Below are 12,369 nucleotides of genomic sequence, written 5' to 3' on the forward strand. Positions count from 1 at the left end.
TCAGACCGCGACGGCTCAGATCTCGCGGCTGAGCGCGCGCGGAGGGGCAGAAGCGGCGACGAGGTCGACGCGGCGGGTGCCGCAGTCGGCGCAGCGCACGTAGACCACCACGCCCTCCAGCGTGCGGTGCGAGGACTCGGTCTCCCACCCGTGCTCGTGGCGGCGGGGGGCGATGAGGGCGATCTCGCGGGCTTCGGCGTTCTGCATCCTTCCACGGTGATGTAATGCCCTTATGCATCTCAACCCTTACGGCGAGTACGCCGTCGTGATGGCGGGCTCGTTGGCAAACGACTGGCCCGCCGACGCCGACGGCGTCGAGGCGCGCATCCGCGAGGCAGGCATGACCGGCCGCTTCCAGCGCGCCGACGACGACCACCAGCGCGCCCGGGCCGTCATCGACGAGTGGCTCACGATCGTGGACGAGCCGGATCCCGCGCGGCGAGCGGCGCTGCTGAACGCCCAGATGGCGGATGCCGCCGCGTACCCCCGCCTGACCGACCACGACGGCGAGGGCTGGCACCTCCACTACCGCGACCCGGGCGACTCGATGCCCTACGTCATCCGCGCCGTCATCACGGTCGGCACGGCCCTGCACCTCGTCACCCGCGGCATCCATCGCCTCGCGCGGTGCGCGGCGGATTCGTGCGACCGGGTGGTCGTGGACGTGACCCGCAATGGGCGGCAGCGCTACTGCTCGGTGCGTTGCGCGAACAGGTCGGCGGTGCAGAGGCACCGCGCCCGGCGGCAGGTGTGATGCGGAAGTGGAGGTCAGTTCGTGGGCTGGATGAGGCAAGATAACCGTCGCGTAACGGAGCTTGACGCCAAGTCTGGTGCGCGTTAGCTTCGTCGGTAGCGCGGGACTAACGCGCGTAAGTTTTTGAAAGGCGTCGAGGATGACGAAGCGATCGGTCACCATGAGCGATGTCGCTCGACAGCTCGGCATTTCGCGCTCGGCGGTGTCCTTCGCGCTCAACAACGAGGCCCAGGTCTCTCGTGAGACGCGAGAGCGCGTGATCGCCAAAGCTGCCGAGTTGGGCTATCGGCCCAACGCCGGGGCTCGGGCGCTCGCAGGGCAGAAGACGGACCTGTTCGGCCTGGTCACCGACATCGTTTCGACGCCCTTCGCTGGAGATCTCATCGCTGGGGCCCAGGAATGGTTCTGGGGACACGGCAAGTCCTTGCTGATCGCGGGTACGGCTACACCGGAACGTCCGGATGCTCGTTCGATCGAGATGATGCTCGAGCATCGCGTCGGGGGCATCATGATCGCCACGACGTGGAACCGCGCGATCGACGTCCCTGCTGCGCTGGAGAACGTTCCAGTGGTTCTCGTGCACTGCTTCGACGCTCTGGGCGAGCGACCCTCGATCATCCCCGACGAGGAGCAAGGTGGTCGCGAAGCGGCGCAGATGCTCTTGGCCCGCGGGCGCCGCCGGATCGCGATGATCAATCTTCCTGAAGATCTGGTCGCCGCCCAGGGGCGCCGGCTCGGGTTCGAGAAGGCTCTTGTCGCCGCTGGCATGGCGATCGACCCTGCGTCGATCGTCACCAGCGGGCCGGAACCCGACTCGGCCTACGATGTCGCGCGCGCGCTTCTGGCGGCTGGTGACATCGATGGCGTCTTCTGTGCGAATGACCGTATCGCCATGGGTACCTATGACGCGGCGCGTGACCTGGGCCTCCGCATTCCGGAGGACCTCTCCATCGTCGGATTCGACAACCAGGAGACCATCGCGAAGTATCTGCGACCGGCTCTGTCCACGGTCGCGCTGCCCTTCCGCGAGATGGGTCGCAGGGGGGCAGAGCTGCTCACTCGCGCGTCTGAGGACATCGACCGCAAGAAGATCGTGATCTCCTGTCCTCCGATCGCGAGGAATTCCGTGTGACCCCGAGCGCACATCCACGCGCGGTCCTCCAATAGGGCCCGCGATCCCCTTCACCATTCAATGACGAAAGGAACATCATGTCTCGTCTTCATGCGCGTAGCTTCTGGCGCGCGTTAGTAGTTTGTATTTCAGTGGGCGCTGTCGCCGCTTCTCTGTCGGCCTGCTCGCCCGCAGAGGAGACTGCTGATGGAGAGGTCCTGCGCGTCGCCTCGATTGGCAACGCCTCCTTCACGCGGAACTTCAACCCCTTCTCGCCGACCGCGCTGGACATGTCCAAGCGGGCGGTCTACGAGCCCCTGATGGTCGCCAACCTCGCCCAGGGGGAGCTCGTGCCCTGGCTCGCGAAGGGCTACGACTGGAGCGACGACGGGCTCACGCTCACGTTCACCCTGAACGACGATCTGACGTGGTCTGATGGGGAATCGCTCACTTCGGAGGATGTGGTCTACACGTTCGATCTCGCGCGCGAGATCCTGGGCGAGGCGACGAACGACTATGTCGACGATGTCACCGCGCTGGACGAGCACACCGTGGAGTACAAGTTCAACCGCTCCTACACTCCTGGCCTCTATGAACTCGGCGGGCAGCTGATCGTCCCGAAGCATGTGTGGGAGGAGATCGATGACCCGGCGACTTTCCAGAACCCCGAACCGATCGGATCCGGACCGTTCACCGAGGTCGCAAACTTCTCGGCGCAGTCCTACGATCTGACGCGCAACCCGCATTACTGGCAGGAAGACAAGGCCAACTACGGCGGGATCCGGGTCATCGCCTACGGCGGCAACGACGCCGCGAACATCGCCGCGATCAACGGCGACATCGACTTCGGGCTCGGCTTCATCCAGGACATCCAGAAGACATACGTCGACGTGGATCCGGAGCACCGGGGCTACTGGTTCCCCGCGGTCGGGTCGACGATCTCGCTCAGCCTGAACACTACGCAGGAGCCCTACGACGACGTCAACCTGCGGAAGGCGATCAGCATGGGCATCGACCGCGAGGCGGTCGCGAAGAAGGGCATGGGCGGGTACACCCACCCCGCCGACTGCACCGGACTGAGTGACGCCTACGACTCCTGGCGTGACGAGGACCTCGTCGCCGACTGCGGCTGGACGAGTTACGACGTCGACGCGGCGAACGAGCTGCTCGACGCGTCCGGCTACGTCCGCGGCAAGGACGGCATGCGGACCACGCCGGCGGGTGCCCCGCTGACGTTCAACATCGGTGTCGGCTCCGCATCGACGGACTGGATCGCGGTAGCGCAGGTCATCTCCGACGGAATGAAGGAGCTCGGCATCGACGCCCCGCTGCGTGTGCAGGACTGGTCGCAGATCAACCAGGAGCTGTTCGGCGGCACCTACACGGGCAACATCGCGTGGGGCCAGAGCGGCGTGACTCCCTACGAGTTCTACCGAGGTGCTATGTCCTGCAAGACCGTCAAGCCCGTCGGTGAGGAAGCGACGCAGAACTTCCACCGTCTCTGCAGCGAGGAGGCCGACCAGCTTCTCGACCAGTTCGCGGCGGCGACAGACGAGGCGCAGCAGCACGCGATCATGGGTCAGCTTCAGAAGCTCTACTCCGACCTCGCTCCGACGATCCCGCTCTTCCCCGGTCCGGAGTGGGGCGCCTACAACAGCACCACCTTCGTCGGCTGGCCGAGTGAGGACGACCCGTACGCGACGCTGTCGCCCGCGGGCTCGAGCACGGTGCTCGTTCTGACCACGATCCATCCGCGCGACTGACGCGCCTCTGGTGGGGTGAGCGAGCCCGTGCGAGCCACCCCACCAGTCTCTCCTCCACACAGCAGACAGGGTGATCATGCAACGCTTCTTCAAGCCTGACCATGCCCGGATCGGCGACACCATCCCGTTCTTCTGGGACGGCACGTTCCACGTGTTCTACCTGAAGCGTTATGCGGACGACACTCATGATCGAGTTGAGACGGACTGGTGGCATCTGGCCAGTACCGACCTCGTGAACTTCGAGGAGATCGGCGTCGCTGTCACACGAGGCGGGACGGGAGCGCCCGACTTCTCGGCGGCGACGGGCAGTGTGATCCGCCTCGGCGACACGTTCTACGCTTTCTACACCGGTTTCGCGAAGACTCCGCTGGCGGAAGGCGCTCGCCATCAGACAGTGCTGCGCGCTCGCAGCACTGATCTGGTGACGTGGGAGAAGGACCCCGAGTTCGCGCTGGTGGCTGACGCCAGTCGTTATGACGCACATGAATGGCGCGATCCGTTCGTCTTCTGGGACGCAGATGCGGGCCTGTACCGAATGCTCATCGCGGCACAGACGCTGGACGGCCCCGTTCATCGACGGGGCGCCACGGTCCAGGCAACGTCGCCGGACGGGCACGAATGGACTATTGGCGAGCCCCTGTGGGCACCTGGCCTGTTCTCGATGCACGAGTGCCCCGACCTGTTCCGGATGGGCGACTACTGGTACCTCGTGTATTCCACCCTCACGGATCGCACCGTCACCCGCTACCGCATGGCGACTGCACTGGACGGCCCGTGGCTTGCACCGGAAGACGATGAACTCGATGGGCTGGGCTTGTACGCAGCGAAGACCATCTCCGACGGAGACGGTCGGTACCTCGTCGGCTGGTGTCCCAACTACACCGCGGGCAAGGACGGCGCGTCGTGGCTCTGGGGCGGGAATCTCGTGATCCACGAACTCCGCCAGCACACCGACGGACGCCTGAGAGTGCAGCAGAACGCCCGCGCACGCGCGGTGCTGGAGCGGTCGACGGACGCGCCGGCCGTCGACTTCTCCTCCGTGCAGATCGCGTCCACGCACGGCTACGGCACGCATACTCTCGCCACGATGCCGCACGCGGGATTCGTCGACATCAACCTGAATCCGTCGCCGGGGACGAAGGTCTTCGGGCTGGAGATCCGCGTCGACGACTCGCGCACGCACGGTTACAGCATCAGCTTCGAACCATCACTCAAGCGGTTCCGAATCGATCGACTGGACCGATTCGGGTCGGATGCTCCATTTGACAACCGCCCCGTCACCCTGCCGGACGGTCCCGTGCGGCTCTCGCTTGAGTTCGACGGAGAGATCACCGTCATCTACATCAACGGAACATCCGCCGCGACGCTGCGGGGTTACGACCTCGCGGGGAATCTTCTCGCAGCGTTCGTCGAAGAAGGCGTCGTCGATGTAGACGCCGGCTCCGTGCAGTCCCTGCAACAGACCCCGAAGGAAGACCGATGACCACCATGGACTGGCTCCACGCAGCGCAAACCGACCTGAACCGCGGCACACGATCGCGCTCTTTCACCGCCGAGAACCCCAACGCGGCAGCAGGTCAGGGCGGGACCGCGGCGTCGATCCTCGGCCCCGGCCGCAAGGGTCGCCCGTGCATCACCCTGCCCGAAGGTGAGACGGTCACCCTGGCGGACGCCGCTGGCGCCGGCGAGATCCGTCACATCTGGTGCACCGTCACCAACCACACCGATGCAGTCGGGTTCGTCCTGCGCGACCTCGTGCTGCGCATGTACTGGGACGGCTCGGACATCCCAGCTGTCGAGGTCCCTCTTGGCGACTTCTTCTGCAACGGCAATGGACAGCGCAGCCTCGTGACGTCCTCTCTTGTGCTGGTCGCGCCCACCAGCGGCATGAACGCCTACTTCGCGATGCCGTTCTCCGATGGCGCCCGCATCACCATCGAGAATCAGCATCCCCGCGACGTCGAGGGGTTCTTCTACCAGATCGACTACCTCGCGCACGACAGTGCCGACCAGGTGGGGGAGCTGCGTTTCCACGCTCAGTTCCGCCGCGAGAACCCGACCACGATTGCGCAGGACTACACCCTGCTTGACGGCGTCAGCGGTCGTGGCGTGTTCCTGGGTTCGTATCTGTCGATCGTCGCACTGGAGCGGTATTGGTGGGGAGAGGGTGAGATGAAGTTCTTCGTCGACGGCGACTCCGACTTTCCCACGATCTGTGGCACCGGTACCGAGGACTACTACGGCGGGGCGTGGGCCTTCCAAGACAGGCTCTCAAGCGACTTCGAGCCGGACGTGCTCACCTACAGCGCGCCTTACGTGGGCTATCCCACCTACCTCACGCGGGACGAGTCCAAGCAGGCGGTGTACGCCACCGCCATGGCGCCGGTGCATGGGATGTACCGCTGGCACGTCCCGGACCCGATCTACTTCCACCAGGACCTGCGAGTCACCCTCCAGCAGATCGGCCAAGTCGGTCCGGACCTCGTCGAACGTGCCGACGACGTCTCTTCGGTCGCCTATTGGTACCAGGACAGCTCCGCCGGAAGCGGGCGTGTCTTCCCGACGCGGGCGCAGCGCGCACCTCGCTAAGGAGGCACCCTCATGGCATTTGTTCTTCGCCGGCTCGGCTACTACCTGATCGCCTTCTGGGCGTCCCTGACGATCAATTTCCTGCTGCCTCGGCTCATCCCTGGAGATCCCGTCGGGCGGATGTTGGGCCAGATGCAGGGGACGCTCACCGACGAGCAGGTCGCCCAGTTCCGGCACCTGTTCGGCCTGGACGACCGACCCATCGCACTGCAGTACGTCCAGTACATCGGCGACGTGTTCACGGGCAATCTCGGCCTATCCATCTCCCAGTTTCCGACCCCGGTCTCCCAAGTCATCGGCGGGCAGCTCGGCTGGACTGTGCTTCTGGGCGGTACCGCGCTGCTCATCGCCGTCATTCTGGGGAACCTCCTCGGCATCTGGGCCGCCTGGCGCCGCGGAGGGGTGCTGGACAGTCTCTTCCCCCCGCTCCTGGTGTTCGTCGGATCGTTCCCTTACTTCTTCATTGCCATGATCGCGCTGTATCTTTTCGCGGTCCTGATGAAGTGGTTTCCGGTCGGCCAGGCATTCACGCTGGGCATGACGCCGTCGTTCAGCTTCTCTTTCATCGGCGATGTGCTGTGGCACCTGATCCTGCCAGCGGGAACGATCGTCGCTGTGTCGGTGGGCGGATGGATGCTCGGCATGCGCAACACGATGATCGCGACCTCCGCCGAGGACTACATCACGATGGCCCGCGCGAAGGGCCTCCGCGAGGGCCGCATCATGTACCGCTACGCGGCACGCAACGCCATGCTCCCGTCGGTGACCTCCTTCGGAATGTCTATCGGCTTCGTCGTCGGGGGCGCACTGCTGACAGAGGTCGTGTTCGCATACCCCGGCATCGGATACCAGCTGCTCAGAGCCGTGCAGGCGCTCGATTATCCGCTGATGCAGGGCATCTTCCTGACGCTGACGGCCGCCGTGCTCGTCGCCAACTTCCTGATCGACATCGTCTACGTGCGCCTCGACCCGCGCGTGCGAGTGAGGTGACCCATGTCCCTGCAGAACTCTGGATCCAGCATCGTCTCCGTTGAGACGATGTCGCGACCTGGCGTGCCCGTGCGCACTCCGGTCTTCCGCGATCATCTTCTCGGGCGGTTGCTGCGCGACAAGCGAGCCGTGGTGGGCATCGCGATCCTGCTCATCTTCATCATCATCGCCCTGATCGCCCCGCTGCTTGCCCCGGGCAACCCGCGAGCTGCGGTGGCGGACGGCTCCGAAGCGCCATCGTGGGCCCACCTGCTCGGAACCACTCAGAAGGGCGAGGACGTGCTGTCCCTGCTGATATGGGGATCGCGCAGCTCGCTCGGGATCGGCTTCACCGTCGGTGCTCTCGCGACCATCGTCGGACTGCTGATCGGACTCGCCTCCGCGTTCTTCGGACGCGTGGCGGACGATCTGCTCTCGGTGGTGACCAACATCTTCCTGCTGATCCCTGGACTGCCGCTGCTGATCATCCTCGCCGCGTTCCTCCCGGCTGGCCCGGGCACGATCGTGCTCGTCTTGGTCGCCACGGGCTGGGCCGGATCGGCGCGCGTCATTCGTTCGCAGGCGCTGTCGCTACGCGGCAAGGACTACGTCGACGCCGCGGTTGTCACAGGTGAGCGGTCGCTGACCATCATGCTCCGGGAGATGCTGCCCAACATGGCGTCCATCGTGATGAGCACGTTCCTCGCCTGCGTGATCTTCGGCATCGGTGCCCAGGCGGGGTTGGAGTTCCTCGGCCTGGGCGACGTGTCGGCCATCAGCTGGGGTACCAACCTCTACTGGTCGAGCATCGAAGGATCGATGATCCGTGGCACGTGGTGGACGTTCCTGCCATCGGGTGTCGCGATCGCGCTGGTCGCATTCGCGCTCGCGCTGATCAACTACGCCGTCGATGAGATCACCAACCCGCGCCTGGTCTCCCGGATGAAGAAGGGCCGAAAGAAGTGAACACGAATACGGTCGGTCAGCACGCTGCGTCAGCAGGCGGCCTCGCAGAGCGCAAGGTCGTCTTGGAGGTTGAAGGCCTCACGATCGCTTACGAGACGGCAGGCGAACCGGTGATCGCGGTCGACAACGTTTCCTTCACCATCCGCGAGGGGGAGACCTTCGGGCTCGCCGGCGAATCCGGCAGCGGAAAGAGCACCATCGCCAACGCGATCCTGCAGCTCCTCGGTGGCAACGGCCGTATCGTCGGTGGCGCGATCCGCTGTGGCGACAAGGACGTCAGCGCTCTCACCGGAGAGCAGCTGCGGATGTTCCGTTGGAACGACGTGTCGATGGTGTTCCAGAGCGCGATGAACTCCCTCAACCCTGTGATGACGATCGGCGACCAGATCGTGGACGTCATCACGACCCACCGCGATCTCAACCGCGCCGAGGCGCGAACGCGAGCCCGCGAGCTCCTCGAGCTCGTCGGCATCGATCCCGACCGCATCTCCTCCTACCCGCATCAACTCTCAGGCGGCATGCGCCAGCGAGCCGTGATCGCGATCGCTCTCGCGCTTGAGCCGTCCCTGCTGATCATGGACGAGCCCACCACCGCTCTCGACGTGGTCGTGCAGCAGGAGATCATCCACCAGATCAAGGAACTGCAGGCTCGGCTCGGATTCGCCATCCTCTTCATTACCCACGACCTGTCGCTGATGGTGGAGATCACCCAGCGCCTCGGAATCATGCGGGACGGGAAGCTCCTGGAGATCGGAGACTCCAAGAAGATCTACACCGACCCACAACACGAGTACACGCGACGGCTGATCGAGGCTTTTCCGCCGATCCGCTCCGTAGACGAGACCGCTGAGCCAGCCGCGGAGGCACAGACCTTCGGCGAGCCGGTGATCGTGCTCGAGGACCTGGTGAAGGTATTTCACCAGGGCACGCTGTTCTCTCGGAAGACGAACACCGCAGTTGATCGCGTGTCACTGACCCTCCATGGGGGCGAGATCATGGCGCTGGTCGGGGAGTCCGGCAGCGGTAAGAGCACCATCGCGCGGATGCTCGCCCGGCTGGAGACCCCGACCTCCGGACGGATCAGCGTCGACGGCCTCGACGTGCTCCGAGAAGAGCGTCGTCGAGCGTCGCGCCGCTACCGCGGGATGGTGCAGATGGTGTTCCAGGACCCCTTTGGTTCGCTGAACCCGACCAAGCGGATCCGCCACTTCCTGGAGCGGCCCCTCGCCCTGTATCGGCCGGAGCTGTCGGCCGCCCACAGACGCGACACCGCACGCGAACTGATGGAGTCGGTCGAACTGAGCCCGGCGCTGCTCGAGCGGTACCCTCATGAGCTCTCCGGCGGACAACGGCAGCGAGTCGCTGTCGCTCGTGCGCTCGCGGTGAACCCGAAGGTGATCCTCGCCGACGAGCCGACCTCGATGCTGGACGTGTCCGTCCGGATGGGTGTGCTGCTGCTCCTGAAGCGGCTTCGTGATGAGCGAGGCATTTCGATCCTCTACATCACCCACGACCTTGCTTCTGCACGGTTCGTCGCCGACACGACAGTCGTCATGCTCCGCGGCGCGCTCGTCGAAGGTGGCCCGAGCGCGCAGGTCATGGATCACCCACAGCACCCCTATACGCAGCTGCTGCTGTCCGCCGCACCCGACCCTTCCCGCGCGATTCCGTTCGACAGAGTCGAGCGCGCGCAGGCCCGCGCGGAGATCGCGCAGATCGTTGAGCGACGCGAAACACAGCAGCAACGGGAGCCGCGCCGTTTCCTCACGGGACGTCACTGGATCAGCCCGGACGGACTGCCCGTGCCCTGAAGCCGCAGCCAAGCCCCACCTCGTTTGACCGACATGCCGCGTCCGCGGCAAACCTGGAGCACCTCGTGACCACGAACACGACCCCCGCCGATCTCGCGCGGGTGGCCGCACGGCCGAAGATCCACTTCGCCCCGCAACGGAACTGGATGAACGACCCGAACGGGCTGATCTTCCACGATGGCGTCTACCACCTGTTCTTCCAGCACAACCCGGAAGGCACCGCGTGGGGCAATATGAGCTGGGGGCACGCGACCAGCACCGATCTCATTGACTGGACCGAGCACGCGGTCGCGCTGCGGTACGACAGCGACGCGCAGATCTTCTCCGGCTCGATCGTCTCCGATGACACCAACACTTCCGGCCTCGGCACGGACGGACGCGGCCCCCTCGTCGCGCTCTACACCGCAGCCTCTGAAGGGGGGCAGGCGCAAGCGGTGGCGTGGAGCGACGACGGGGGGACCACATGGACGAAGTACGGAGTGGTGCTCGACCGGGGTACGAGCGATTTCCGCGACCCCAAGGTCTTCCGATACGAAAACCACTGGGTGATGGTCACGGTGGAAGCCGCTGACCGTCAGATCCACCTATACCGATCTGACGATCTGCTCAGGTGGGAACATCTCTCCGCCTTCGGCCCTCAGGGGCCAACTGAAGGCATCTGGGAGTGCCCGGATCTGTTCCCCATCGGCGACGACTGGGTGATGGCTCTATCGGTCAATCCCGGCCATCCGGCCGGAGGATCCGGGATGCTTTACTTCGTCGGTCATTTCGACGGGACAAGTTTTGCCGCGCAGCGATGGGACTGGCTGGATCACGGCCCGGACTACTACGCCGGCGTCACTTTCAGCGGCCTCGACGAGCGCGTCATGATCGGTTGGCTCAACAACTGGATCTACGCCCACGATCTGCCCGACGCGCCGTGGCAAGGAAGCATGGCTCTACCGCGCGCCCTCACCCTCCGCGATGGACGTCTCATCCAGACGCCCGCGATCGTGCCGACCGAAGCCAGCCGCCAGGTCGCGCGAGATGTCGCACTCGGGGCGGAGGAGTGGGTGTTGCCAGCCGACGCACTCCAGACAGCAGTCCGCCTGCAGATGACGATCGCCTCCACCGCCGCAACGGTTGCTCTGACTCTGGAGAGCGTTGAGGAGGATCAGGCTGCGCCCTCAGTCCACCTCACGTATTCCGAGGGGGAGCTGCTGCTCGAACGTGCGTCGGACGCTTTCATCGACAACGAGCTCTTCCCTGTCACTGCCAGCGTCCTTGTCCCGGAGGAGCATCGAGACGCCCTCGATCTTGACATCTGGATTGACGCGGGCTCGGTGGAGATCTTCGCCGCCGCAGGTTCCCTCACCCTCAGCGTCCTCACACTCGCCGACTACCGGCGGCGGCGTCTCGCCATCTGCGCGCGAGGCGGAGAGGCTCTCATGACGGAGGTACGTGTTACCGAACTCCGTTCTTCGGCGCACGACCAAAGCGAGAACCGTGACTGAGGCCTGTGTTCTCGTCATCGGCGAAGCGCTCGTCGACATCGTCGTCTCAGCCGAGGGACGCACTGAGCACCCCGGTGGGAGTCCTGCCAACGTCGCCCTCGGGCTGGGGCGGCGAGGGCGGGATGTCGCACTGCTCACACGGCTCGGTCGAGACCCGCACGCCAGCCGCATCGTCCGGCACCTGGAGCGCTCCGGAGTCACGGTGCTCGCGGAGTCCTTCACTAGCGCACCCACCTCCACCGCCCTTGCCACGCTTCATGGTGACGGGTCTGCGAGGTACGAATTCGACATCGAGTGGGACCTTCCTCCCGTTCCGCCACACGTAGAGCCCGCCCTGCTACACACCGGTTCCCTCGGCGCCTTTCTCGAGCCCGGTGCATCGAAGCTGCTGCGATACCTGGAAGAAACTCCGGCGGCAGCGATTAGTTTCGATCCGAACATTCGCCCGGACCTCATCCGCGACCACAGCGCAGCTGTGGAGCAGTTCGAAGCGATAGCTGAACGATCCACGATCGTGAAACTGAGCGATGAAGACGCCGGGTGGCTCTATCCAGACCTGTCCATTCGTGAAGCCCTTGGACGGATCCGTGCGATCGGACCGCGGCTGGTAGCCGCCACGCTCGGCGCCGATGGCGCGCTCCTCCGCAGCGCGTCTGAGAGCGTCGACGTTCCCGGAGTCCTGACCCCGATCGCGGACACGATCGGCGCAGGCGACACCTTCATGACCTCACTGATCGACGACTACCTCACGTATCAGGGTGAGCTCGATACCGAACGCCTCTCGCTACTGGGGGTACGCGCAGCCACCGCGGCGGCGATCACCGTGTCGCGGCCGGGAGCGGATCTTCCGTGGGCGCGCGAACTTGGCGGAACCCATTCGGCGGCCTCCCACGGCGAGTGAGGCGCCGACCAG

At 65.2% G+C, this 12,369-nt stretch carries 11 protein-coding genes; 10 read left to right on the forward strand and 1 reads right to left on the reverse strand.

Annotation, left to right across the window (positions count from 1 at the left end):
• Window positions 1-15: 15 nt before the first annotated feature.
• Complete coding sequence (locus tag J5V96_RS04675) at window positions 16-207, reverse strand: hypothetical protein (RefSeq protein ID WP_208500978.1); 192 nt, start codon at window positions 205-207, stop codon at window positions 16-18.
• A gap of 25 nt (window positions 208-232) precedes the next feature.
• Here J5V96_RS04675 and J5V96_RS04680 point away from each other — a divergent pair, with 25 nt between their 5' ends.
• The 10 genes from J5V96_RS04680 (at window position 233) to J5V96_RS04725 (ending at window position 12,357) form a co-directional block, all read left to right on the forward strand.
• The gene (locus J5V96_RS04680) at window positions 233-754 is read left to right on the forward strand and encodes a CGNR zinc finger domain-containing protein (RefSeq protein ID WP_208500980.1); all 522 of its coding nucleotides are present in this window, start codon (window positions 233-235) and stop codon (window positions 752-754) included.
• A gap of 139 nt (window positions 755-893) precedes the next feature.
• Window positions 894-1,886 carry a LacI family DNA-binding transcriptional regulator gene (locus J5V96_RS04685; protein ID WP_208500982.1) on the forward strand — a complete coding sequence of 331 codons (993 nt, stop codon included), beginning with the start codon at window positions 894-896 and terminating at the stop codon, window positions 1,884-1,886.
• Between the two features lie 131 nt (window positions 1,887-2,017).
• Window positions 2,018-3,628 carry an ABC transporter substrate-binding protein gene (locus tag J5V96_RS04690; RefSeq protein WP_208500985.1) on the forward strand — a complete coding sequence of 537 codons (1,611 nt, stop codon included), beginning with the start codon at window positions 2,018-2,020 and terminating at the stop codon, window positions 3,626-3,628.
• 76 nt (window positions 3,629-3,704) lie between these two features.
• Window positions 3,705-5,111, forward strand: coding sequence for a family 43 glycosylhydrolase (locus J5V96_RS04695; RefSeq protein ID WP_208500993.1), 1,407 nt, complete (start codon window positions 3,705-3,707; stop codon window positions 5,109-5,111).
• Window positions 5,108-6,217, forward strand: coding sequence for a glycoside hydrolase family 172 protein (locus tag J5V96_RS04700; protein ID WP_236014518.1), 1,110 nt, complete (start codon window positions 5,108-5,110; stop codon window positions 6,215-6,217). The genes J5V96_RS04695 and J5V96_RS04700 overlap by 4 nt, the downstream gene beginning before the upstream one ends.
• Before the next feature lie 12 nt (window positions 6,218-6,229).
• A complete protein-coding gene (locus tag J5V96_RS04705; RefSeq protein WP_208500995.1) occupies window positions 6,230-7,207 on the forward strand; it encodes an ABC transporter permease in 978 nt (325 codons plus the stop codon).
• A 48-nt stretch (window positions 7,208-7,255) separates the two neighbouring features.
• A complete protein-coding gene (locus tag J5V96_RS04710; RefSeq protein ID WP_208500996.1) occupies window positions 7,256-8,152 on the forward strand; it encodes an ABC transporter permease in 897 nt (298 codons plus the stop codon).
• A complete protein-coding gene (locus J5V96_RS04715) occupies window positions 8,149-9,963 on the forward strand; it encodes a dipeptide ABC transporter ATP-binding protein (RefSeq protein WP_208500998.1) in 1,815 nt (604 codons plus the stop codon). Before J5V96_RS04710 ends, J5V96_RS04715 begins: the two co-directional genes overlap by 4 nt.
• 65 nt (window positions 9,964-10,028) lie before the next feature.
• Complete coding sequence (locus J5V96_RS04720) at window positions 10,029-11,456, forward strand: glycoside hydrolase family 32 protein (protein WP_208501000.1); 1,428 nt, start codon at window positions 10,029-10,031, stop codon at window positions 11,454-11,456.
• Complete coding sequence (locus J5V96_RS04725; protein ID WP_208501003.1) at window positions 11,449-12,357, forward strand: carbohydrate kinase family protein; 909 nt, start codon at window positions 11,449-11,451, stop codon at window positions 12,355-12,357. Before J5V96_RS04720 ends, J5V96_RS04725 begins: the two co-directional genes overlap by 8 nt.
• Window positions 12,358-12,369: the final 12 nt, after the last annotated feature.

This window comes from Microbacterium stercoris (assembly GCF_017592545.1).
GTDB lineage: Bacteria > Actinomycetota > Actinomycetes > Actinomycetales > Microbacteriaceae > Microbacterium > Microbacterium stercoris.

Coding starts and splice junctions, on each gene's coding strand:
- J5V96_RS04705 (WP_208500995.1), top strand. CDS start 6,230: ATGGCATTTGTTCTTCGCCGGCTCGGCTACTACCTGATCGCCTTCTGG.
- J5V96_RS04685 (WP_208500982.1), top strand. CDS start 894: ATGACGAAGCGATCGGTCACCATGAGCGATGTCGCTCGACAGCTCGGC.
- J5V96_RS04710 (WP_208500996.1), top strand. CDS start 7,256: ATGTCGCGACCTGGCGTGCCCGTGCGCACTCCGGTCTTCCGCGATCAT.
- J5V96_RS04700 (WP_236014518.1), top strand. CDS start 5,108: ATGACCACCATGGACTGGCTCCACGCAGCGCAAACCGACCTGAACCGC.
- J5V96_RS04680 (WP_208500980.1), top strand. CDS start 233: ATGCATCTCAACCCTTACGGCGAGTACGCCGTCGTGATGGCGGGCTCG.
- J5V96_RS04675 (WP_208500978.1), bottom strand. CDS start 207: ATGCAGAACGCCGAAGCCCGCGAGATCGCCCTCATCGCCCCCCGCCGC.
- J5V96_RS04695 (WP_208500993.1), top strand. CDS start 3,705: ATGCAACGCTTCTTCAAGCCTGACCATGCCCGGATCGGCGACACCATC.